Source organism: Streptomyces sp. NPDC023541 (genome assembly GCF_055559995.1).
The window spans coordinates 481,278-505,282 of the sequence record NZ_JBVHJO010000001.1 but is presented as its reverse complement, the minus strand read 5'-3'; the positions used below and the strand labels follow the sequence as shown (position 1 = coordinate 505,282).

At 69.9% G+C, this 24,005-nt stretch carries 15 protein-coding genes and 2 pseudogenes; 14 read left to right on the top strand and 3 right to left on the bottom strand.

Going from position 1 to position 24,005, the window contains the following annotated elements; translation table 11 throughout:
- Positions 1–6 precede the first annotated feature (6 nt).
- The 3 genes from ACZ3X1_RS02390 to ACZ3X1_RS02380 all read left to right on the top strand — a co-directional run bounded on the left by ACZ3X1_RS02390 (position 7) and on the right by ACZ3X1_RS02380 (position 2,502).
- On the top strand, positions 7–1,425 hold the full coding sequence (locus ACZ3X1_RS02390) for an alpha/beta hydrolase (RefSeq protein WP_467275775.1): 1,419 nt from the start codon (positions 7–9) through the stop codon (positions 1,423–1,425).
- Between the two features lie 43 nt (positions 1,426–1,468).
- Positions 1,469–1,981 (top strand): GNAT family N-acetyltransferase, encoded by a 513-nt coding sequence (locus ACZ3X1_RS02385; protein WP_356813278.1) that lies wholly within the window; start codon positions 1,469–1,471, stop codon positions 1,979–1,981.
- Between the two features lie 95 nt (positions 1,982–2,076).
- Positions 2,077–2,502: a secondary thiamine-phosphate synthase enzyme YjbQ gene (locus ACZ3X1_RS02380; protein ID WP_467275771.1), complete on the top strand. Its 426-nt coding sequence runs from the start codon at positions 2,077–2,079 to the stop codon at positions 2,500–2,502.
- A 20-nt stretch (positions 2,503–2,522) separates the two neighbouring features.
- Here ACZ3X1_RS02380 and ACZ3X1_RS02375 read toward each other — a convergent pair whose 3' ends face one another.
- Positions 2,523–2,981 (bottom strand): hypothetical protein, encoded by a 459-nt coding sequence (locus tag ACZ3X1_RS02375; protein ID WP_362622035.1) that lies wholly within the window; start codon positions 2,979–2,981, stop codon positions 2,523–2,525.
- 186 nt (positions 2,982–3,167) lie between these two features.
- Between ACZ3X1_RS02375 and ACZ3X1_RS02370 the strand changes: the two genes are divergently transcribed.
- From ACZ3X1_RS02370 to ACZ3X1_RS02345, 6 genes and pseudogenes are all read left to right on the top strand, one after another.
- The gene (locus tag ACZ3X1_RS02370) at positions 3,168–4,088 is read left to right on the top strand and encodes a YhjD/YihY/BrkB family envelope integrity protein (protein ID WP_467275767.1); all 921 of its coding nucleotides are present in this window, start codon (positions 3,168–3,170) and stop codon (positions 4,086–4,088) included.
- A 41-nt stretch (positions 4,089–4,129) separates the two neighbouring features.
- Entirely contained in the window at positions 4,130–6,814 is a 2,685-nt protein-coding gene (locus ACZ3X1_RS02365; protein ID WP_467275765.1) for a winged helix-turn-helix domain-containing protein, read from the top strand.
- A gap of 171 nt (positions 6,815–6,985) precedes the next feature.
- Positions 6,986–7,183, top strand: a complete 198-nt coding sequence (locus ACZ3X1_RS02360) for a hypothetical protein (protein ID WP_030662027.1) — start codon at positions 6,986–6,988, stop codon at positions 7,181–7,183.
- 124 nt (positions 7,184–7,307) lie between these two features.
- Positions 7,308–7,772, top strand: coding sequence for a DUF7144 family membrane protein (locus tag ACZ3X1_RS02355; RefSeq protein WP_356814990.1), 465 nt, complete (start codon positions 7,308–7,310; stop codon positions 7,770–7,772).
- A 217-nt stretch (positions 7,773–7,989) separates the two neighbouring features.
- Positions 7,990–8,276, top strand: a pseudogene (locus ACZ3X1_RS02350) (NAD(P)-dependent oxidoreductase); the annotation flags it as partial.
- A gap of 244 nt (positions 8,277–8,520) precedes the next feature.
- Positions 8,521–8,760, top strand: a complete 240-nt coding sequence (locus tag ACZ3X1_RS02345; protein WP_356814989.1) for a chaplin — start codon at positions 8,521–8,523, stop codon at positions 8,758–8,760.
- Between the two features lie 65 nt (positions 8,761–8,825).
- Here the strand turns inward: ACZ3X1_RS02345 and ACZ3X1_RS02340 are convergent.
- A pseudogene (locus ACZ3X1_RS02340) lies at positions 8,826–9,114 on the bottom strand (carbonic anhydrase); the annotation flags it as partial.
- Between the two features lie 405 nt (positions 9,115–9,519).
- On the opposite strand from ACZ3X1_RS02340, the gene ACZ3X1_RS02335 reads away from it, so the two are divergent.
- Positions 9,520–10,167: a hypothetical protein gene (locus ACZ3X1_RS02335; RefSeq protein ID WP_356814988.1), complete on the top strand. Its 648-nt coding sequence runs from the start codon at positions 9,520–9,522 to the stop codon at positions 10,165–10,167.
- A 27-nt stretch (positions 10,168–10,194) separates the two neighbouring features.
- Here the strand turns inward: ACZ3X1_RS02335 and ACZ3X1_RS02330 are convergent, their stop codons facing one another.
- Positions 10,195–11,679: a glycoside hydrolase family 18 protein gene (locus ACZ3X1_RS02330; protein ID WP_467275760.1), complete on the bottom strand. Its 1,485-nt coding sequence runs from the start codon at positions 11,677–11,679 to the stop codon at positions 10,195–10,197.
- A 1,105-nt stretch (positions 11,680–12,784) separates the two neighbouring features.
- On the opposite strand from ACZ3X1_RS02330, the gene ACZ3X1_RS02325 reads away from it, so the two are divergent.
- From ACZ3X1_RS02325 to drmB, 4 genes are read left to right on the top strand one after another with little or no spacing between them, the layout of a single operon-like run.
- Positions 12,785–17,500 (top strand): DEAD/DEAH box helicase, encoded by a 4,716-nt coding sequence (locus ACZ3X1_RS02325; protein WP_467275758.1) that lies wholly within the window; start codon positions 12,785–12,787, stop codon positions 17,498–17,500.
- Positions 17,497–19,014 carry a nuclease-related domain-containing DEAD/DEAH box helicase gene (locus ACZ3X1_RS02320; protein ID WP_467275756.1) on the top strand — a complete coding sequence of 506 codons (1,518 nt, stop codon included), beginning with the start codon at positions 17,497–17,499 and terminating at the stop codon, positions 19,012–19,014. The genes ACZ3X1_RS02325 and ACZ3X1_RS02320 overlap by 4 nt, the downstream gene beginning before the upstream one ends.
- A complete protein-coding gene (locus tag ACZ3X1_RS02315) occupies positions 19,011–22,190 on the top strand; it encodes a helicase-related protein (RefSeq protein ID WP_467275754.1) in 3,180 nt (1,059 codons plus the stop codon). The genes ACZ3X1_RS02320 and ACZ3X1_RS02315 overlap by 4 nt, the downstream gene beginning before the upstream one ends.
- Positions 22,171–23,973, top strand: coding sequence for a DrmB family protein (gene drmB, locus ACZ3X1_RS02310; protein WP_467275752.1), 1,803 nt, complete (start codon positions 22,171–22,173; stop codon positions 23,971–23,973). The genes ACZ3X1_RS02315 and drmB overlap by 20 nt, the downstream gene beginning before the upstream one ends.
- Positions 23,974–24,005: the final 32 nt, after the last annotated feature.

Here is a 24,005-nt window from a genome sequence, read left to right as displayed (position 1 = left end):
CCGCTCATGGCCAGGATTCCGATGGGTGACGTCGTCGTACTGCTCCCCGGCATCGCCGGGAGCGTACTGACCAGGAACGGCAAGGACGTCTGGGCGCCCTCGCCGTCCGCCGTACTGGGAGCGCTGGCCAGCCTGGGCGGCTCGCTGGACTCCCTCGAACTGCGGGGCGACGACTGGCGCGCGGACGATCTCGGAGACGGCGTCGTCGCCGACCGGCTGGTTCCCGACCTGCACACCCTCCCCGGCCTGTGGAAGATCGACGGCTACACGGCGGTCGAGAGGTTCCTGCTGGACCGGTTCGACCTGGAGAAGGGCAGGAACTACTTCCCGTTCCCCTACGACTGGCGGCGCGACAACAGGGCCGCCGCCCGCCGACTCGCCGAACGGAGCACCACCTGGCTGCGCGACTGGCGCGAGACGAGCGGCAACAACGCGGCCCGGCTCGTCCTGGTCGGGCACTCGATGGGCGGACTCGTCGCCCGCTACTTCGTCGAGGCCCTGCAGGGATGGAGGGACACCCGCGCCGTCGTGACCTTCGGCACCCCCTACTACGGCTCCCTCAACGCCGTCGAGTTCCTGTGCAACGGCTTCCAGAAGCGGATCGGCCCCTTCGAACACGACCTCACCCGCCTGCTGCGCTCCCTCACGTCCCTGCACCAGCTCGTGCCCGTCTACAAGTGCGTGTACGGGCCGGACGGCCGGGCCGCGGTCCCCGCCAAGGCCGGACTGCCCGGCTGGCAGCCGCAGTGGAGCAGCCATCTCACCGAGTTCTTCGAGGAGATGGAGAACGCCGCCGACGAGAACCGGAAGGATCCGGCTTGGGAGGCCGACCCGGTGGTCTACCACCCCATCGTCGGCATGGACCAGCCCACCCTGCAGTCGGCCCGGATCACCGACCACAAGGCCGTGACGCTGAGGGCCCGCGACGCCTTCGACGAGGGCGGCGACGGCACCGTCCCCAAGCTGTCCGCCGCGCTCTCCGGCACCGAGGACGCCCGCACCTTCGTCCCGCAGAAGCACGGGAGCCTGCAGAACCAGGAGGCGATGCTCGACCACCTGAAGGGCATCCTGCAGTCCCTGCACGACATCCGCATCGACGACCTGCGATCCGCCGTGACCTCCTGGTTCAGCTACCTCGGCGACGACCTCTACCTCGTCGACGAGCCCGTCGTCTGCGAGATCGGAGCCAACAGCGCCCTCCGTGACCGGGACCTGCCCGAGATCGAGGCCAACCTCTCGGTGACCGACCGCTCCACCGGTCTGAGCGTCCGCAACGTGCCCGTCACCGTCCCCCGGGTGCGGCAGCAGTTCACCCTCGGCCTCCTGCCCCCCGGCACGTACGACCTGCTGATCAGGGCGAAGGCCGACACCGCGCCCCTGTCCGACGTCTTCGTCGTCGCCGACCCCAACACCGCGCAGCCCTGACCCGGCCACGGGTCCCCTCGGCCGGGGATGCCATCCTCTCGTCATGAGCGAGCACACCACGGCGACCGTCGTCCGCAGCGTCGGCCGCCTGGTCCGGGAACCGGACGCACTGGCGGCACTGCTGACCGCATACCACCTGCGCACCGAAGAGGAGAAGGGGAACCCGGTCGCGGACGCGACCCGGCTGCCCCCGCGCTACCGCGCCGAGATCCAGGACCCGCGCACCGCCTTCGCGGACGACACGGTGCTGATCGCCGTCGAGGGCGGCGTTGCGGCGGGCTGTCTCGTGGTGACCGCTCCGGCCGGCGGGAGTGCGGAGATCAAACGGTTGTGGACCGACCCGGCCCGTCGGGGGCGCGGCATCGCCTCCGTGCTGCTCCGCGAGGCGATCGCCCACTGCGCGGACAGCGCTGTCGCCACCGTCCGCCTCTCCGTGTGGCGCTGGCGGACCTCCGCGATCGCCCTCTACGAACGCTCGGGCTTCCGGGTCACCGGATCGTGGGACCCGCGCGAGGACCTCGTGTGCATGGAGTACCCGGCGGCGACCCGGAGGTGAGCGACCTTTGGGGGTGGGCATCGCGGACCTCCGGTCACCCGCCGGCACCGGCCTGGTTGCGCCGGCGCGGAGCGGGGCGGGGCGAGGATGGCGACATGGCAGACACCTTCGTATCGCGCACCATCGACGTGACGACCGGGGACCGGGAGACCGTCCACGACCTGACCTCGGCGTGTGCCGCCTTCCTCGGGGAGGTGGCGCGCGGCCGGAGCGGACTGCTCAACGTCTTCACGCCCCACGCCACCGCCGGGCTCGCCGTCATCGAGACGGGAGCGGGCAGCGACGACGACCTGCTGACCGCCCTGAAGTCGCTGCTGCCGGCCGACGACCGGTGGCGGCACCGGCACGGCTCGCCGGGCCACGGACGCGACCACGTCCTGCCGGCGATCGTCCCGCCCCACGCGACGCTTCCGGTGGTCGACGGGACGCTGGAACTGGGAACCTGGCAGTCCGTCACCCTGGTGGACACCAATCGGGACAACCCCCGCCGTCAGGTCCGGCTCTCCTTCCTCGCCGGCTGACCCGGCCGCCGAGCGGGCGCTCACCAGCGCCAGGTGAGGGATCCGCCCTCCGCCACCTCCGACCAGCGTCCGGCGGCACCGTCGAGCGCCGCGCACGCCAGGGCGACCTGCCCCTCGTCGAGCGGGCTCCGGCCCACCCCCCTGCCCTGCGTGCTCAGCCCCGACCAGACGCGGTAGGCCCAATTGACGGACAGCTCGGCCCGCAGCACCGCGTCGCCGCCGCGCCGCAGGACCTTCAGCCCCGACCGGCGGTGGCGGGTCGGTACCACCGGTTCGAAATCCTCGAAGGTCGCGCCCTGCGCCATGGCCCCCCAGAACCCGTCGGTGATCGAGAGCGCGCTCTCGACCGCCGCGTGTACGAGGTCGTGCGGCATGCTCGGGCCGGTCGCCCGGCCCAGCAGCCGCACGTCCGGCCCCCGCCGGCCGCGCACTTCGAGATCGTGCCGGTTGTCCGGAAGCTTCCGGAAGATGATCTCCATCGTTACTTCCCTCCTGCGCCTGACGGGCCCGGCCCGGATCGTAGGCGTGCGGCCGCCGTGGCCGCGCGCCTTTTTCCCGCGCGGAAACCGGCCTCCCGACGTGCCGGACCCCCCGGGCTGCCCCATCCTGCTCATGGACGGCAACCGCAGCTGACAGGCGCCGTCCCCGCGGAAGGAGCCGTCACCGTGTCCGGACCGCGCGACGACAAGTCGCCCCGCTTCACCGTGCCGGGCTGGATGCGCAAGTACACGCCGTTCCTGGGCCGGACCCTCGAACAGTTCGCCCGCGTCAACCTGCTGGACTGCGCGACCCGGCTGGCCGCGCAGGCCTTCCTCGGCGCGATCCCCGCCATCTTCGTCATCGGGGCCCTCGCACCCGACTGGCTGCGCACCCAGCTCATCTCCACCGTCAGCACGACCCTGGGCCTGACGGGTCCGGCGCTGGACCAGATCCGCGCGGTGTACCAGGCCGGTGACACGGCGGCCGTCGCGAGCACCGGGGCGGTGGGCGTCGTCGTCACGCTGCTGTCCGCGACCGCCTGCAGCCGCGCCCTCCAGCGGACCTGCGAGCGCGCGTGGCACCTGCCGAAGGCGGGCGCCCGGCTCGCCGCCTGGCGCTGGGTGGCCTGGCTGCTGGTCTGGCTGGCGGCCCTGTTGTTCCAGGGGCCGGTACAGGAGGCGTTCGGGGCAGGCCGGGCCCTCGGTGCGGTCGTCTCGCTCCTCAGCGGGACCCTGCTGTGGTGGTGGACCCAGCACCTCCTGCTGGGCGGCCGGGTCGCGTGGCTGCCCCTGCTCCCGGGCGCCGTCCTGGTCGCGGTCGGCGAGAGCGTGCTCAGCTGGGGCTCCAGGTTCTACATGCCCCGCGCCATGAACCACAGCCTCCAGCAGTTCGGCGGCCTCGGGATGGTCTTCGTCATCCTGTCCTGGCTGATCACGCTCTTCGTCGTCGTCACCATGGGCATCGCCCTGGGATACGTCCTGGCCCACGAACACTGGGCGGCCCACCGGCTGCGCACCCCGGACGACCCGCCGGACCCGGCCGCCACCCCGCAGCCCGCCCGCACCTCACCCGGGGCGGGTGACCCGAGTGGTGATCACGACCGATGACGGCTTGAGTGGAGGCTGTGGCCCGACCACAGTGCGACCCGATGCTCACGGCCAGATTCACCGCACCGGCCGTGCCGAAGACCCTCGTCCACCGGCCCGAGCTGCTCAGACGCCTGACGGCCGGGGTACAGGGCCCGCTCACCCTGATCAACGGTCCGGCCGGCTCCGGCAAGACGGTGCTCACCGCGCACTGGGCGGCGGCCGGCGTGCGTGCGCCACGGGCCCCCTTGTGGCTGACCGTCGAGCCCGACGACGCCCCCGGCGTCTTCTGGGCGTACGTCCTGGAGGCCCTGCACCGGGGTGGGGTCGAGCTGCCCGCCGCCGTGGGCCGACCGACCCGCGCCGAAGGGGTGACCCAGTCGTTCCTGGTGCGTCTGGCGGCGGGCCTGGCCGAGTCGGCGCAGCAGCCCGTGGTCCTCGTGTTGGACCAGTTCGACACGGCCCAGCCGCCCGCCATGACCGAGGGCCTGGACTTCGTTCTCCGGCACGCCGCCGGAGGGCTGCGCATCGTACTCACCAGCCGGACGGACTCCCTGCTCCCACTGCACCGCTACCGCGCGGCGGGCGAGATCGCGGAGATCCGGCACGCCGACCTCAGGTTCACCCACGCGGACGCCGAGGCCCTGCTGGGCGAGCACCGGCTGGACATCTCCCAGGCGGGCATCCGGCTGCTGATGCGGCGGACCGAGGGATGGGCCGCGGGGGTGCGGCTGTGCGCCCTCGCGATGCAGCGCAGCCCGGACCCCGAGGCCTTCGTCCGGCAGTTCGCGGCGGACCGCACCACGATCGCCGACTACCTGCTCAAAGAGGTGCTCGACGCGCAGCCGCCGGACACCCAGGACCTGCTGCTGCGCGTCAGCGTCACCGACCGGGTCCACCCCGACCTCGCCGACGTGCTGACCGGCCGCGACGACGCCGCCCGGACACTCGCCGGGCTGGCCCGCGACAACGCGTTCCTGGAACAGGTCGACGCCTCGGCCTGGTACCGGCTGCACCCCCTGTTCGCCGAAGTACTGCGCGCACACCTGCGCCAGCGCCACCCCGGCCTGGAGCAGCAGCTGCACGGTCGGGCGGCGCGCTGGCTCGCCGGGACCGGCCGGCTCACGGAGGCGGTGGTCCAGGGGGCCGCCGCCGGCGACTGGCCGTTCGCCGCGGGGCAGCTCGTCGACGACCTCGCGATCGGACGGCTGTTCACCGGCCTGGAGGCCGAGCAGCTGAACCGGGCCTTCGCGGCCCTGCCGGCCGAGGCGCCGGGCGCGGCACCCGCCCTGGTCGGCGCGGCCACCCGGCTCGTCGTACAGGACATCCCCGGATACGAGGACGCGGCGCGGCGCGCGGACTCCCGCCTGAGCCCCGGCTCCGGCGCGGCCGCCCGGCTCAGCCGAGCCTTCCTCGGCGTGCTCGCCGGTCGCACGAGCGGCGACCTCGCGGCGACCGAGCGGGCGGCGGCCGACGCCGAACGCGTGCTCGGCGAGCTGCCGCCCCTGCGCGTCGCCGCGCACCCCGAGTTGCGCGCCCTGCTCCTGGCGGCCCTCGGCGCGGTGCGGCTCGGCGCCGGGCGGTTCGACGCCGCCGAGAGCGCCCTCGCGGCGGCCGTCGAGGCCTGCGGGGGGCCGGGTACGGAGCCGGGCACGGCCCCGGCCACGGCACCGGGTACGACACCGGGCACCGATCCGCGAACCGATGCGGACGCTGATCCGGGCACCGATCCGGGGACGCAGTACCCGCTCTGCGACGCGCTCGGTTCGCTGGCCCTCGCCGAGCTGATGCGCGGCCGGTTGCGGCGGGCCGCCGAGCACGCCCGCGCCTGCCTCGTCGTTGCCGAGCAGGCGGCGCTGCCGCCCGAGCGCCGGTCCGGCGCCGGCCACCTCGTCCTGGCGGGCGTCGCCGTCGAGCACGACGACCTGCCGGCCGCCCGCTCCCACCTGGAGCTGGCCACGGCGATCGCGGCCGCCGGGCCCCGCCCCGATGCCGTGACCGCGGTCCTGACCGCCGTCATCGGCGCCCGGATCGCGGTGTACGAGGGCGACGGCGAGGCCGCGCTCGCCGTACTCGCCCGCCTGCGCCCGGCAGCCACGGCCGTGCCCGCGTACGCACGGCCGTGGGCGGTGGACGAGCTGGCCGTCGCCGAATCGGCCGCGCACCTGGCACGCGGTGACGCCGCAGCGGCCCTTCGGGTACTCGACGCCGCGCCCTCCCGGCGGCCCGAGCACGCCCTGGCCCGTGCCCGCGCTCTCCTGGCGGCCGGCCGCACGGGGCCCGCCGCGCGGGAGCTGGCGGGCCTGCCCGCGGACGAAGGCCTCGCGGCGCCGGCCCGGCTGGCGGCGTGCCTGCTCGGGGCGCAGCTCGCCGAAGCGGAGGGCGACACCGAGGAGGCCCGGCGCAGGCGGGCCGAAGCCGTGGACCTCGCCCGGCCGGAGGGACTGCGCCTGCCGTTCGCGGGGGGCGGCTCCCGCGTACGCCGGACCCCGCCCGAGGCCCCGCGGCCGGCACCGGGCCGCGGCCGTCCGGCCGACGGGCCGCCGCCCGTGGTGGAGTCGCTCAGCGTGCGGGAGGCAGAGGTTCTGCGCCAGGCCGCGCGGATGCTGTCCACCGAGGAGATCGCGGCCGAGCTGTACGTGTCGGCCAACACCGTCAAGACCCACCTGAAGAGCATCTACCGCAAGCTCGGCGTCGCCCGGCGCAGCGACGCCGTCCACCGGGCGCAGGACCTCGGCCTGCTGTGAGGCCCTTGGCGCACCGCCCGTGGCGGGCGAGCGCGCGGCGCACTCGCCCGCCACGGGCGATGACCGGACGCGGGGCGCGGGGCGACGATGGCCGGGCACCACCAGGCCAGATCCAGCTGCAGCTCCCGCTCCAGCACTGAAGTCTTCCTACGGAGAGAAGTGAGTGCTCTCATGCGCTACGAGTTCCGCATCTCGGGCGTCGTGCCGGACACACTCGCCGCGAACTTCCCCGAGCTCGACCGGATCCCGGTCCGGGAGCAGACGCTCCTCCTCGGCATCGTGGCGGACGAGGCACACCTGTACGGGCTCCTCACACGCTTCCAGTCCCTGGGCCTGCGAGTGCTCGAAATGCGCCAGGTACCCGCCTGACGCCGCGCCCGCCACCGGACCCGGAAGGGAGGACCACCCGCTTCGGGTGATCACAAGAAGCCGTCGGCCGGACGACACTGCGATGAGTGTCCGGCGCGGTACCGCCAACTGTGAGGTGAGTTCGATGGGCCAGTCGACACCGACCGGGGGAACTTGGAACACCGGCCCCGCGCCGGGCACCACACCGCTGTCCAGCGGTGGCGACGGAACCGGAGGAGCGGTCGGCACGTTCTTCGCCGCGGTCCTCCTCGTCGTGACCGGATGCCTCGCGATCTTCCAGGGCATCGCGGCCATCGCCGAGGACGACGTGTACGCGCGCCTCGGCAGCTACGTCTTCGAATTCGACCTGACGGCGTGGGGATGGATCCACCTCATCGTCGGACTCGTCGTCGTCCTGACCGGAGTGGGCCTGTTCTTCGGCTCCAACGTGGCCAGGGGCGCGGGCATCGCCCTCGCCAGCCTCAGCATCATCGTCAACTTCCTGTGGCTGCCGTACCAGCCGTGGTGGTCGATCATCATCATCGCGATCGACGTGTTCATCATCTGGTCCCTGTGCACGAGTTGGTCGCAGAAGCCCGCGACCGCGTGACCAGACGCGGTGGGTACGCGAGCACCCGGTCCGATCCGACGGACCGGGTGCCGCCGCGCGCGCCGTCCCCGGCCCGGGCGAAAACCCGCCCGTGCCCGGTGACGACGAAGCACTTTGCGGCACACTCCCCAGGAGCATTCCCCTGTCGCTTCGCCGCCCCCGCACCCTTCTCGCGATGGAACCCGGGCTGCGTTCCCGCCTGCTGGACGACGCCGCCACCCGCCGAGGCGGAGGTCCTGCCCTGGTCGACGGGCCGGCCCTCACGGCCGAGCTGACGTCCGGCCGGCTCCACGCGGTCATCGACGTCACCGAGCCTGAGGTCCTGCCCGCCGACTCCCGCTGTACGACCTGCCCAACGTCCTGCTCACGCCGCACATCGCCGGGTCCCTCGGCGACGAACTCCACCGCATGGCCGACTCCGCGATCGAGGAGATCGCCCGCTACGGCGCCGGTCTGCCGTTCGCCCACGAGGTGCGCCGCGAGGACCTCCACCGGACCGCCTGAACCGCAGCCACGCGGTCCCGGTGACAGGGGAAGTCGAAGAAGGCGGGTCGGCCGCCCGCTCGAACAGGGCCTCGAACCGGCCCTCGCGCGGATACGACCAAACGGAGGCCGTGGGACACCTCTTCGGGGGAACGGAGCCGTCCGGACTTCGGCCGACGGTGGTCGGCTGCCGAAGAAGGAGGGGCGGTCCCCCTCGGGGCCGTGCGGTGCTCCGGCACCGCCCTGCACGACAAGGAGATTCCACGTGTCGCGTGTTTGGAAGAGTGCGGGCCTCGCCCTGGTGCTGGGTCTGGCGGTCATCGGCGGTGCGTCCTCGGCCTCCGCGGACTCCGTCGCGGAGGGCTTTGCGGTCGGCTCGCCGGGCGTCCTCTCGGGCAACGTCGTCCAGATCCCGATCCACATTCCGATCAACGTCTGCGGGAACAGCATCAACGTGATCGGCGCGCTCAACCCGGCCGCCGCCAACACCTGCGTCAACGTCTGAACGACGTAGCACCGAGCCCGTCCCGGCCGGACCCCCGGCCGGGACGGGCCGTTCGTGCGTCCGGTTCAGGGCAGGACGCGTACCTGCTGGTCGCGCAGGTCGTAGCGGGCGTCGGCCACGGCCAGTTCACCCGCCGCCACCTTCCCCGCGAGGTCCGGCTCCGCGGCCAGGCGTCGGGCGGACGCCGCGCGCGTGCGCGTTGATCGTTGCGTCGACCCAGGCGTCCCCGTGCTGACCCCGCTCTACGGACGGTCGTATCTGATCGGCGAGGTACCGGATGTGGGCGGGCAGCGGCTCGCCCGTCCCGTCCGCGTGGACGGCCGCCGCGACGGCTCCGCAGGACTGGTGGGCCAGGGGCGCGAGCCGCTGCTGTCGTAGACCCCTGCGACGCGCGACTCGCGCCGGCAGGTCATCCGCAGCTGCCGGCCGCCCTCTGGGTGCCGCACGTGCCCAGCAGCTCGCTGACCACGAGCAGGACGTCGTTCACGTCGGCCCCGGGACACCTGGCCCGGAGGAAGCGTACGGCGGCGCGGCTCACCGGCACGGTGGCCGAAAGGAAGGCCGCTTCATCCCCTTTCCAGCTGCTTCCTCCTCCACGGGCATCCCCGCGGGCAGGTCCGCGGCGACCGTCGGCGATCGGGCCGACCGGCAGCGGCCGAACGAGCGGGGCAGGAGATCACGCGGACGGCGGCGGACCCCCGTACCGCGCCCGCCCCGCGGCGTGCGAGGCTTGCCCGGCACCCGGAAGGAGATCACACCATGCACACGCCGAGCCGGCCCGAAGACCTCGACCACCCCGACGAGTTGTGGGCCCGGGCCGCGATCATGGCCATGGTCGACGCCGCCTGCTCCACCCGCACGGAATTCGCCCTCGACGAGGACGGCCTGTGGTGCCACGCCACCGGCGCCGGCGGCTGGTGGCGCCTGAGCGTGTTCGACGGGGGACGTGCCGTGTTCTGCGGTCAGGACCCCGACGGCAGCCACACCCACGTGGGCGGCGAGCAGATCGACTTCCTGGCGGGCGGGCCCGACTGGCTGCCCTGGGACCTTCTGCGGGACGACGCCGACGGCAACCTGTTCGGCTTCGTGTACTGGTGGGAGGACGGTGCCTGGCACCGCATCCCGTACCCCGAGGAGGTACGCGAGGACGGACTGGAGGGAGCCGCGCCCTGGGTCGGCTCGCACGAGGAGTTCCTCGGGCTCACGGCTTCCTCCCTCGATGTCCCCTCCGTGCACGAGCGGGCCCTCGCCGGGGCCGTCGACCGGTTCGCGGCGCTCGCGCGGGAGGGCAGGGCCGACGCCGACGCGGTGACGGCCCTGCTGACCGTGCCCGGCGCGGAGGGCCGCCCCGCTCCACGCCTCGACGTGGCGCTCGACATCGCCGGCCGCGCGGGCATCCTGGCCTGAGCCGGCCGAAGCCGGACGGTTCGTCCGCTACTTGAGGGCGGCGAACGCCCGGGTGAAGGCCAGCGGCTGCTGGAGGATCGAACTGCAGGTGGCGTCGGCGTAGTTGACGGCCCCGGCGGCGCACTGCTTGTCACGCGTCGAGGACCACATCGCCAGCCTGCCGATCCCCTTCGCCGCCGTGAACTCCACCAGCTGCGTGGCGTCCGCGACGGTGAAGACCTCGCTGGTCACGTCGTTGACACCGATCATCGGCGTGACGGCCACGGCCTTCCACGCCGCCGCGTCGGAGAGTCCGAGCACCCCCTTGATCTGGGCCTGGGTCGCCGTCGCGGCCTGGATCGCGTACTGCCCCATGTCGCCGCTGTACGCCGGCCCGTAGTCCATCGCCATGATGTTGACGGCGTCGACGCGGACGCCGTTCTTGCGGGCGTCGGCCAGCAGCGCCACGCCCGGCTGGGTCAGGCCCTCGGGCATCACCGGCAGGGTGAAGGCCACGTCCAGACCCGGGTGGGACTTCTGGAGCTTGGCGATGGCTTGCGCGCGGCGGGCGTTGGCGGCGGTGTCCGGCAGGGCCGCGCCCTCGATGTCGAAGTCGACCTTGGTGAGCCGGTACTGGTCGACGACCTTCCCGTAGGCGGCGGCCAAGTCGTCCACGGTGGCGCAGTTCAGCGCCAGTTCGTGCCCGGCGGCCCCGCCGAAGGACACGCGGACGTCGCCGCCCTTGGCGCGCAGCGCACCGATCTGCGCGGCGACCTTGTCGTTCGCGAGATCGGTGACGCCGCCCCACAGCGGTGCGCAGCCGCCGCCGGAGGTGATGAAGGCGAGGTGGAACTCCTTCACGCCGGTCTGGGCCGCCGTGTCGAGCAGGTCGTACGCGGGGTACAGCGAGGTGTCCACGTACGGCGCGAAGCGCGCGCCACCGCCTGTCGGGGCGGTCGCGGTCGCCGTGGGGGAGGGCGAGGCGGTCCGGGTCGGTGCGGCGGAGGTGGCCGACGCCGTCGGGGCCGTGGTCGGCGCCGCGGTGGCGGTGGGACGGGCGGTGGGGCGCCCGCTCGGCTGGGCCGTCGCGCCCTGGTCCACGGAACACTTCACCCCGTTGATGCGGCAGCCCGCGGGGTCGCCGGGTGCTCCGGGGCTGCTCGCCACGAAGCCGACGGTGACGGAGGCGCCGGCCGCCAGCTGCCCGTTCCAGTCGGCGGGCTTCACGGTGACGCGCCGGCCGGCGACGGTGTGGGTGCCGTTCCAGAGCGAGTCGATCTTCGTGCCCTCCGGCAGGTCGAACTCCAGCGTCCAGCCCGACTGCGCCTGCCCGGTGCTGTTGGTGATGACGTACTGGCCGGTGTAACCACCGCTCCAGGAGCTGGACTTCGTGTAGACGGCGCCGACGGTACCGGCGTGGGCGGTCCCGGTGAGCGCGAAGGCCGCACCGCCGATCACCGCCGCCGCCACGATCGCGCCCGTGACCCTCGCCGTACGACTCGTCCTGCGCCGGTGACCGACTGTGCTGCCCATCGCGTGCCTGCCTCTGTGTTACTGGGGAGTTGGGGTTGCGGCAGCACGCTAGCCGCACCGAAACGGACATTCGTCCGTTTCGGCGCGGGCCTGGTGAGTCTTAGGTTCCGCTTAAGGCAGGCATAGGGAGGGGCTCAGGTGGCGCATGCCGGACGGCACGGCGAGACCTGCTGGGCGGCTGTGCCACGTCCGTGGAAGTCCGCCCGGGTGTTGCTGTGGGTGGCTCCGCCGTTTGGCTTCCCGACCATCGCTGGATGCCCTGAAGCCGGCTGGGGCGCAGCGTGGTGGTACAGGGGCGCACGACAGGCGCACTCCACCACTGCTGTGCCCCGATCAGCGTAGCCCGATCCGGCAGAAGAGCTTCCACTTGGCCAGGAGTTGCCGGAGCCTTTACGAAGCGCGAGCAGGGAGACTTGTGAAGACCGGTTCCTGTGCACGGAGCCAAAGGCCTCTGGTTGCGGTTGAGGCGTCCAGGTGCACGCGGTTGACGCGGTTCCAAGATGGGTGCGTTTTGCCTGACAGGCCAAACCCTTGACGACGTGCTGGTTCCGGGCTGCAGGCTGTAGCCGATCTGCGGATTGCGAATCGGTAACGGGGGTTCCCCGTGGCGTAGATCTATTGAACGCTTGAGGTTCACGAATGCGGGGGGAGTGCGAACATCGCAGCGTGTCTGGCGCACTTTCAAGCGAAGTGCCTGGGTCGGTCGTTGACCTCGCACTGACGCAAGAGGAGCCATGTACATCTGCGTACCGGGGCGGGGTGACGCCGACCTGCCTCTGAGGACGAGCATCGTCGAGGTCGGTCGAACGATGCCGGACCGTGGGGTGGATCGACGGCGCTCGTACCGACCTGTGGTCGGAACACCTTGCGCGAAGGGCGGCGAGTTCACCCCCTGCGGCAATTTGAACGTTCTGGCGCCCGCGCGCCGATCGCCACTTGAGGATTTCGAGGAGGCGAGCTGTCGGTGGCTGAGCTTACCGTCCGTGACGCTTCGACGGCGTGTGGCATCCCATGCTGTCGGAACATCGGCAATCGATATTCAGGAACCTTAGGTGCAGTTCAAGCATCGGTGAATCGTGGTACTGGAAGTGGGGGCGGTGCAGCCGTGGCGAGGAAGAATGTCGATTGGGCGCCGGATGCGGGCTTGGTCCGCGAGGTTGACGAACTCTTCGAACGGGCGATCAGCGCGTATCGCGCGAATTCGAACCTGATCACGGAGCACGCCAACCAAGAGGATTCCATCCGGGTCGGCGGTTACTCGAACCGCACGCTTCTGGAACTGGTGCAGAATGCGGCAGACGCCATGTCGGGGGCTGCCGAGCACGAGGAGGGGGCGGGGCGGGTCGAGATCGTCCTCGACCTCGCCCGCCAGACACTGTACTGCGCGAACGCCGGACGACCGTTTTCCCGAAGCGGCCTCACCACGCTCGCTCACGCGCATCTCAGTGGCAAGCGGGGCGACGAGATCGGGCGGTTCGGGCTCGGTTTCAAGTCGGTGCTCGCGGTCACCGACACTCCGCAGGTGTTCAGCCGATCGGTCGCCTTCGAGTTCAACTCTCCGAAGGCGAAGGCGGCGATCGCGACGATCGGGCCTGTGCCCAAAAGACTCCCGGTCCTGAGGACTCTGACTCGGATCGACGCGGAGGCCGAGTTCGTCGAGGACCCGATCCTGGCCGAGCTGGCGGAGTGGGCGGTGACGATCGTCAGACTGCCGCATGCGACGAGGCTGGAGAACCTCAAGAAGGAGATCGAGGAATTCCGCTCCGAGTTCCTCCTTTTCGTCAACTCGGTGCGTAAGATCCGACTCCGAGTCGTCGGAGCCGACGCGAACTTCGTGACGAGCCATGTGTCGCGCGACCTGGGTGACGGCAAATTCCGGATCGAACGCCCCGACGGTGGCCATGACGAGTGGTACGTCGACAACCGAATGCACGTACCCAGCCCCGAAGCTCGGATCGAGGTCGGTGAAGCGGTGTCACGTGACCGAATGAAGGTCACGGTCGCCATGCCCGCACGCTTCGCTCAACTGAGAACGGGTGAGTTCTGGTCGTACTTCCCGCTCCAGGACAGGACATCGGCGTCCGCCCTCTTCAACGCCCCCTGGAGCGTCAACGACGACCGCACCACCCTGCTCACGAACACGTACAACCGAGAGATCCTCTTGACTCTCTCGGGGATGTTCCTCGACATGCTGCCGAAGGTCTCGTCCGTCGACGATCCGGCGGCACACCTGGACTACATGCCGGCGCGTGGCCGTGAGGCCCACTCGTTCGGCGACGAGATCCTCTGTGCCCATGTCCCGCAGCTCGGCTGCGAGAAGGCCTTGATTCCCGACGCGACCGGTGCGCTGCGCACGCCGCCGGAGCTCCGCCCTCTCGACTTCGGTGTCGGCGACGCGTCCGAGCGTGACCACGAGGAGTGGATCAAGTCACCGCACACCGACGACGCCGTGCCGCACTGGCGCTGCTATGCCAACGGTCAGCGCGTAACCCGCCTGAGGGCGCTCTACGTGTGCAGTGTCTCCTCCGCCTTCGTCGACTCGCGTCCCAGGGACGAGCTGAAGGCGTTGGAGAGGGTGCCCAAGCGAGGTGTCCTTTCCTGGTTGCGCGAGTGGGCGGAGGGACCCGACGTGGCCTCTGCGGCGAAGGCACTCGATTTCGTGCTGCGGAATCCCAACGGTTTCGGCCCTGCGAAGGTAATACCGACGACCGACGGGATGCTGTCCCTCAAGGACCGTGATCGGGTCTTCCTGCACCGTGCGGAAGACGTTGACATCGAAGGGTCGTGCTTCGTCGATCCGGACTTCCTGGCCGTTCCCGGCGTCGAGAAGAAGCTCGTGGACAGGGGGTTCCGGGACCTCGATCCTCTCGCGAAGTTCGAGGCCAGGATGGCCAGGCTGTCACCGGAGGTCCAGGACGACGAGCTCCCGAAGTTCTGGGAGGCCGCCACCGATGTGCCCATGGCACAGGCGCAGAAGGTCGTGGCGGGCAACAAGGCGGGTGCTCTCAGGGTCCCGACGCTCGACGGTGGTTGGGCCTTGCCCGCGTATGTGCTGGACATCGACGGCCTCGGCGAAAGTGCTCCCGATCGAGTTCTCGACCGGACGAAGTGCGTGCCCCAGCTCGCACACGCGGCAGGCGTCATCACCGAGCCGGTCGGCTCGTACTCGCTCGAGGACGAAGTCCACTTCGTGGACTACTGCCAGTACGTGCTGGACGAGGTGAACCAGAGGCTCGGTCCTGGAGAGCGCCCCGTCGAGCGGGTCGAGTTCGACAGGGGGGACGGCCCCGGTCCGTTCTCGGCACTCCTGATGTTGCAGGACGCGGGCGCGCCCGAACTCGTACGCGAGCGGTGGACGGAAGGACTGCTCAGGCTCGACCAGACAGGTCACTGGCTCTGCACGGACATCGACACGGGTCTCAGCCACCGGGTCCTGTCCCCTGTCCGATGGGCGGCGGTCCGAGCCGGCCTGTTGAAGTCCACTCGCGGCTACCAGACTCCCAGCCGTGTCGTCTCCGCGTCGCTTGTTGAATACGAGGCCGTGCTGCCTCTCTTCCGAGGACCGCGCCACGTCGAGGCCGCTCTGGCACTGCCCAAGGACCTGGGCGAGGTTCCCGCGGAGGTCCTGCGGGCAGCGCTTGAGGCGGAGATCACCTCGCAGATCAGCAACACGGCACTGACGGGGTTCGTCCTCACCGCGAGTCGGTTCGCGTTCCCGGAGGGGCGTCCGGTCTTCATCCCCGCCCGGGTGGGACGCGCCATCGAGAGGAGGCGGCCCGATGCGGTGTACTTGGCGACGACGGAGGAGGAACGGGAGTTCCTCAATGCCAAGCAGAAGCCGTACCTCAAGGTGGATGAGGACGAAGCGGAGCAGTTCGTCAAAATGGTCGGATGCCGCCGGTTCGAGGACAGCTTCTCCTTCGACCTGCTGGTCGACGGCCGACAGGTCGAGGAACGCGTCGTCGACCTGTACACCGGACTGCGTTCGACGTTCGTCGAGGACAGGGTCATGAACGTGACCGTGGCGAAGGCCGTCCAGATCACGAAGCGTGCGACCACCGAGGACGGGGTCGAGGACCAGTCGCTCGAATGGCACCTGCAGGGACTGACACTGGTGGTCCAGGCGGATCTTGACGAACGTCGTATCCTGCAGATCGTCAACGGGGCGTTCGACCTTCGCCTGTCGAACGCCGAGCTGAGCGACATCCTCCAGGCACGCGTCAACCAACAACTCGAGACCCAGAGGCAGGACGCCCGGGCCGCGTCCAGTGACGCGGAGCGGCTGGCGATCTTCATCGGTGACGACACGCTGAAGGAGAACCTGCCGAAGGGACTCTGGCAGGCACTTGAGGGGCAGAACCTGGTGGACGACTCCACGTGCGTTGCGGAGCTCTTCCTGACCGTCTACGGCAGTGACTCGATCAAGCTCCTCGCGGAGGAGTTCAGCGCCGAGGGGTACACGGACGTTCCCACGACATGGGCGGGTGGAGCCTCGACCGTCGCCTGGCTCAGGAAGATGGGGTTCGGTGCCAAGTACGCCGGGCGTCGCACCCGGCACCAGGATGACGAGTTCGTCGTGCCCGGTGCCGTGAAGCTCAAGCCCCTGCACGACTTCCAGGAGAGGATTAGCGAGGAACTGCAAGAGGTCCTGACGTCCCGGGGAGCCGACGGTCGCGCGCGCAAGGGCATGGTGGAGCTTCCGACGGGAGCCGGGAAGACCCGGGTGGCCACCGAAACCGTGCTGCGGCTGTTCGTCGATGGCGACATGAGCGGAACTGTGCTCTGGATCGCGCAGTCGGAGGAGCTCTGCGAGCAGGCGGTGCAGACGTTCAGCACCGTCTGGCGTTGGCTCGGTGACGAGCGCCCGTTGGCGATCGGTCGGCTCTGGAACACCAACATCGTCCACGAACCCGACACCGAGTTCAGCGTGGTCGTGGCCACCGACGCCAAGCTCGACAGGGTGGCCGGCACCCCTGAGTACGAGTGGCTGAGCCGGGCCTCCGCGGTGTTCATCGACGAGGCGCACCGGGCTGGCGGGTCGAAGATGTACACGAAGATCCTCAAGTGGCTCGGAGTCGACGGTCGTAGCTGGGAACGGCCCCTGGTGGGCGTCTCGGCGACTCCCTTCAAAGGGAAGAGCGACGTTGTCACTAAACCGACGGAGGAGCTGGCGGCCCGCTTCGGTCACCACATCATGCGAGCCTTCGGCGGCAACGCCTACGAGGAGCTCTCGAAGAGAGAGGTCCTCGCTCGGGTCCGACATGAGGTGTTGCCGGGAGTGGACGTCGCGCTGAAGCCGGACGAACTTGAGCAGGTGCAGTCGTGGCGCAAGCTGGAGCCCAAGGTTCTCGACCGCATCGGTCAGGACCAAGCCCGCATGCGGATTCTCGTGGAGCACATTCTCCGCCAGGACCCGGAATGGCCGATCCTCGTGTTCACGCCGAACGTCCTGTCCGCCCAAGTCCTCGCCGCGACACTTCGCTACCGGAAGGTCACGGCCGAGGCGGTGAGCGGCCAGACCGGACGACAGACGCGCCGTGACGTCATCGAGAGGTTCAAGAGGAACGAGATCAGGGTTCTGGCCAACTGCGACCTGCTGATCCAGGGATTCGACGCGCCCGGCGTCCGGGCGCTGTACATCGCGAGGCCCACGTTCAGTCCCAGCGCGTACATCCAGATGGCCGGCCGCGGTCTGCGCGGCCCCGCGAACGGCGGCAAGCCGGAATGCCTCATCGTGGACGTCGCCGACAACTTCGGTGCGGTCAACGACTTCCTCGGATACCGCGCCTACGAAGACCTCTGGCGGAAGCAGGGAGCATGATCCTCATACCGGACCTCGCCGACATCGAGACGACGACCACCAGCAACGCCGAACGACGGGTGGCCCGACTGCTGAGGGCGATCGACGGCCCCCACGACGCGGTCGCCTTCCACTCCGTGAAGCTGCGGAGCCACGCGGTCAAGCAGCAGGGAGAAGCGGACTTCGTCGTGCTCTGGAACGGCGTCATCATCATCGTCGAGGTCAAGGGCGGAGGCGTCAGGAAGTACGACGGCGTCTGGTACTCCATCGACCGCCACGGTGACTGGAAGAAGTTGCGCGAGTCGCCGATGGACCAGGCGCAGTCGGCGATGTACGCACTTCGCGACATCCTCCACGAGGAAGGCGTCGGTTGGTTCGCAACCGAGGCCGTCGCCCTCACCCCCGACATAGACGCGCCTCCGGCTGCCGTCGAATGGAAGGGAAGCCACTGGTGGGCCAAGGAACAGATGAGTATCGCCGCACTGACGGAGGCCTTCGATAAGGTTGCCGGTGAGGCAAGGACCGCCCCCTTCGGAGTCAGAGTCGCCCGGCCCGAGACCCTCCGGGCCCGTCTTTTCGGTGAATTCACGAGGATGCCCGTCATCGATGCACAGCGGGGCGCGGTGCTGGAGGAGCAGAATCGTGCGACCGAGGGCCAGGCCAGGGTCTTGGCCGCGCTCTCCCGCAATCCGAGGATGCTCGTCTTCGGCGGCGCGGGCACCGGGAAGTCCCTGGTACTGGCGGAGGGCGCGAAGCAGGAGGCGGGCGAGGGGAAGTCGGTCCTCATCACCTTTCACTCCCCCGCCCTGGTCGACTTCTTCGGCCCGCGGATCGAGGGCAGGGACATCGACCTCATTCCGTTCGCGGACCTCTCCGGTGACAATCAGTACGACGTTGTCTTCGTCGACGAGGCACAGGACCTCATGAACGCCGAGGGCATGGACGCACTGGACGCCGTGATCCGCGGAGGCCGCGAGGGCGGCCGGTGGAGGATGTTCCTCGACCCCAACAACCAGGCACGTGTGGACGGCGAGTTCGACCCGGACGTCTGCGAGTTGATCCAGCAGGAGGCACTCCAGTACGACCTGGACCGGAACGTCCGCAACACCCGTGCGATCGTCCACGTCGTGCAGGAGTACCTCGGCGCCGATGTCGGGGACCCGGGCATCGTCCACGGCGACCGAGTGGAATGGCGGTGGTCCGACGGGACGGCCAGCGTCTCCGCGGCCGAGACGGTGGCTTGGGACCTCATCGCGAACGGGGCCCGCCGTCAGGACATCTGGATCATCGGTGTCTCCGGGGACGCCGAGCCGCGCAGGAGCGAGGCCGGATTCCTCGTGACGAACCCTCGCTTCGCCAAGGGGCTGGAAGCAGAGCATGTCATCGCCTGCGACCTGCCCCGGCAATACGACGACCGGGGACTCGCCGCGTTCTACGTGGCGGTCACGAGGGCACGGGTCACGCTCCACGTGCTCGCGTCCAAGGACGACAAGAAGCGGCTCCAGGATCTTCTTCGAAAGCAGGTTGGCAAGTGAACCTCACAGCGGCCCAGAAGGAGGCCCTCCGCCATCTCCGAGAATCCTACGTGGGGCCCGAGGCGGGGGACGACGAGGTTACGACCAACCTGCCCCACCGGCAGTACGCCGTCGGCATGCTGTTCCCGGTCGAGGCCGAGGCACGCGGAACTCACGGCGGCGGGGGCACGGACGAGGACGTCTCCGCGGATGTCCCCGAGGGTGATGTCGAGGAGAAGGGGGCCGGGGTCCCCCTGGCCGAGGACTGGAAGCCCTCGTCCGTCGCGCTCTCCTTCGTCACCGACGGTGACTCCGTCGACGTCGACTTCTCGTGCGGTACGTACGCCGCGGTCGAGGGGGACGGACCGCCCAGGTGGCGGCGTACCCCGTTCTCCGTCGACGGCCTCGATCTCCGGCGGGGGAAGGGGCCCGAGCGTCTTTCCGCGGGCGGGGTATCGCTCGAGATCGGATCGCGGTGGCGCGCCTTCCGGGGCGACTGGCTGGTCACCGTCCACGTACGGATCCTGACCGAATCCACGGGCGACGACCGACTCGACATCCCTCGGACGCTGTTCCAGGTTCGTCTGGCTGCCTCTCCCTCCGAGGAGGCGGAGATCCTGGAGTACGACACGACGCGCTCGATCGACACCGACTCGGAAGCCGCTGAACTCCGCCTGCGATACCGCAACCGGAAGGTGTACGCGGTCGGGCACGGAATGGCCGCGGACTGGGAGTGCACGACGGACCGGTGCACCAAGGTCTTCCTCGATCCCGTGCCGGCCTCCGTGGTGCCCGCCGTCGAGACCACGGGCTTCGACAAGGGGACGCCCGAGGCCGAGGCCCTGGAGCTGGGGCACCTCCAGCGGATCGACAGGGATCCCGAAGCGGTCCTTCGATCGCTGGACGCCTTCGTCGAGGCGTTCGCCAGCTGGGCCTCCCGGCAGATGGAACGGGCGGAGGCGTTCGGCGACGACAGGACCGTGGCCGTCCGGATCGCCGGGCGTTCGCAGGACGCCGTCGGCAGGATGAGGGAAGGCATCGACCTCCTCCGGGCGCCGGGACGGCAAGACCTCCGAACGGCTTTCTCACTTGGCATGGCCGCCATGCGTCTTCAGATGCGCCAGGCGTCGATCAACCGCGGGAAGCCGCAGGAGCAGGTGCCCGAGCCGCAGTGGCGTCCCTTCCAGCTCGGCTTCCTGCTCGTGTCGCTGGCCTCCACCGTCGATGACAGGCACCAGGACCGGGACCTCGTCGACCTCATCTGGTTCCCCACCGGTGGCGGCAAGACCGAGGCGTACCTGGGTCTCGCCGCGATCGAGGTCTTCCGCCGACGGCTCGCCCCCGGCAGGGCCGGGGGAGGGACCGCCGTCATCACTCGCTACACCCTGCGGCTCTTGACCTCTCAGCAGTTCCAACGGGCCGCGGCGCTGATCTGCGCGATGGAGAAGCTGCGGGACACGGACGACCGGGCGAAGGGCATGGCGCCGTTCTCGATCGGTCTGTGGGTGGGCAACGAGGTCACGCCCGGCACGCGCTCAGAGGCACGTGAAGCACTCAAGCGGCTCCAGAAGGCCACGCGTCCGGAGGAGGCGAACGCGTTCCAGGTCGAGAGCTGCCCGTGGTGTCTGACGCCGTTGGTGCCGAAGCTCAGGAGCGACAAGCCACAGGACTACGGCATGCGCCTGGTGGGCGCGGACGTAGTGCTCCACTGTGTGGACGAGTCGTGCGAGTTCGCCGACGAACTTCCGCTGGCGGTCGTCGACGAGGTGCTGTATCAGGAACCGCCCACGATTCTCCTGGCCACCGTCGACAAGTTCGCGCGGCTGCAGTTCAAACCGGAAGCGGGCAGGCTGCTCGGTCTCGGGACGACCTTCGAGCAGCCGTCCATGATCATTCAGGATGAGCTGCACCTGCTCGCGGGACCGCTCGGGACCACCGTCGCCGTCTTCGACGCGGTGATCCAGCTCCTGCTGAGACGGTCGGGCTCCAGCCCCAAGATCGTGGCCTCGACGGCCACCATCCGCGCGTCCGATGAGCAGGTGAAGGGACTGTACGGGCGCGAGGTCGCTCTGTACCCGCCATCGGGACTCGACGATGACCGGACCTTCTTCTCCCGCCCGGTGGAGAGCGGGGAAGGACGTCTCTACGTCGGCCTGATGCCGCAGTCGGTCTCGCAGCCGTCGGCCGTCATCGCCGCCGTCACTCCCATGGTGGAGATGCCGGAGGCGCTCGCCGCCCGCGCCCCATCCGCCGCGTCACGGGACGCGTACTGGACGCTGGTCATGTACCACAACAGTCTTCGTGAGCTCGGGCGTACCGGGACACTGGTCGTCGACGACGTCAACGGCCGTCTGGAGCCCCGGGCCGAGAGGCTCGGCTTCCCGCTGCGCCCCGTCAGGGCTGGGAAGGTCCTTGAACTGACGAGCCGTCGCGGAGCCGAGGAGCTGCCGAACGATCTCCGCGCGCTCCGGGCCAGGGCCGACGAATCGTCGGAGGCCGTCGACGTGGTCCTCTCGTCGAACATGCTCTCTGTGGGCATCGACATTCCGCGGCTCGCGCTGATGCTCATGGTGGGGCAGCCGAAGACCACGGCCGAGTACATCCAGGCCACGAGCCGTGTGGGACGTGGAGACACGAAGGGCGTCGTGGTCACGCTGTTCCGGTCGGGCAGGGCCCGTGACCGGTCGCACTTTGAGACCTTCCGCGGCTACCACGAGGCCCTCTACCGGAGCGTGGAGCCCACGAGCGTCACGCCGTGGTCGTTGGCCTCGCGCGAGCGATCGCTCGCCGGCGCGCTCGTGGCTCTGCTGCGGCAGTCGTTCGCCGCACTCGCCCCGCATGACGCAGCGGGTCGGTTCGACCTCGGGGACGACAGGATCCGCGAGGCGGTCGATCGACTCGTGGACCGGTTCCTCGGCTACGTGACGCGCGCCGATGATCTCGAAGCCTCGGAAACACGCTCCGCTGTATGGAGCCTCCTAAGGGACTGGGACCGACGGGCAGCGCAGGCACGCGAGTCGGACGAGCCTCTGTACTACCAGCGGACGACGAAAGACCAGGCAGCTTTGTTGAAGAAGTTCGGTCAGCCCGGTGAGGGGTGGCTCGTCGGAGACTCGATGAGGTCCGTGGAGCCTAACGTGGCGGTCGAGGTCCAGGAACCGCAGGAGGAGGTGCACCGTGGAGAAGATCAGGCATGACCTGCGCATCTCCGAGACGATCTCACCGTTCGGTGTGGGAGCGATCGTCGATGTGCGAGGCGAGTCGCTCGTGGCGCCGGACACGTCCTGGTGGGACAAGAAGTTCGCCCACGAAATCAGCTGTGAGCGCCTGATGGCCCGCCTCGGTGCCGGTGTGCTGAGGCAACCGCCGGCGCATGCGGGTCGTGCCGCCAAGGAGACTCCCGCGCTGCCGTACTGGCGCTTTCCCGCGTGGCGGTTCTGCGAGCGCTGCGACAAGCTCTCGAAGCTGACCGGGAGGAAAAAGGGCAAGTGGAGCAACACCTGCGACTGCGGCGGCGTGCTCGTGCCGATGCGATACGTCGCGGTCTGCGAAAAGGGCAGCCACATTCAGGACGTCAACTGGTTCAAGTGGGCGCATCGCGGGCGTGCGGCGAACCTCAACGAGGCGGTCCGCGTCTGCCGTGACTACAAGGCGCTCAGGTTCCACAAGCTGTCCACCCGCGGCGAAGGCCTCGCTGCACTGGTGGTGAAGTGTTACGGATGCGGGAACGAGCGCAAGCTCGCGGAACTCGTGACGAAGGGGGCCCTGCACCAGAACGGGATCCGCTGCGCGGGACGACAGCCTTGGGAGCCGGAGGCCTCCGTCAAGAAGCTCTGCTCGTACGAGCTGGTCGCCGTGCAGCGCGGCGCCACGGGCAACTACATCGCCGACAGGATCTCGGCTCTCGACATACCGGAAGAACGTCCGCAGTCAGCGGAGGCGGCAGACAAGATCCGCGGTCACATGCTCTTCGGGAAAGTCGTGACCGACAACGGTGGGCCCCAGTCGGAAGTGCTGGCGCAGTTGATCGCCGACGATCTCGGAGTGACGGCGGAAACCGTCCTAGGCATTGCGGTAGGAGAGGAAGGCCCCGCGGGCGAGCTCTTGCTCGACCTGAAGGACGGCGAGTGGTCGGCGTTTCTGAAGAAACTCGACGAAGGGCGCGACCGCACGGGAAGCGACTTCGTCGTCGACGGACGAAACCACGAAGGGCTCGCGGGACCGCAGAGCCTCCTTGACAAGATCAGCGGCATCGGACAGGTACGCCGGGTGCGGGAGGTCCGCGCCCTGCGGGGGTTTCGACGCCACCATGCGGAAGCGGCACTGATCGACGCCGACCTGGGGGCGGACCGGTCGTATCGGCCCACATACCCGGCGATCGAACTGTTCGGGGAAGGGATCTTCCTGCGGTTCGACGAGGAGAAGCTCGCCGCATGGGAGGCGCAGCCGGAGGTGCAGGCACGCGCCGGCATCCTCAAGACGAGAAGGGCCGACTCTCCCTGGGCCGGCCGCCTCGACGTGCCGGAACCCAGATACATCGCCCTGCACACGCTGGCACACCTGCTCATCCGGCGACTGGCGTTCGCCAGTGGCTACGCGTCCGCCGCGTTGCAGGAAAGGATCTACGCGAACTCCGATCGCACGGACAAGACCGCCGGGATCCTGATCTACACCGCGGCGGGGGACGCTCAGGGGACCCTCGGCGGCCTCGTCAGGCTCGGGGACCCCAAGAAGTTGATCCCGCTCCTGGTGGCAGCCCTGGACGACGCGGACTTCTGCTCCAACGACCCGGTCTGCATCGAAAGCGACCGTCAGGGAGCCTCGCAGCTGAACCTCTCGGCCTGCCACGGTTGCTCCCTGGTGAGTGAGACCTCCTGCGAGACCGGAAACCGGCTGTTGGATCGACAGCTGGTCCTGGGCGGAAGTGACGTGAGAGGACTGCTGGACGACGTCCTGACGGACGTCCGACGACCCGGGTGACGATCTTTCAGTCTCTGCGGCCCCATAGCACA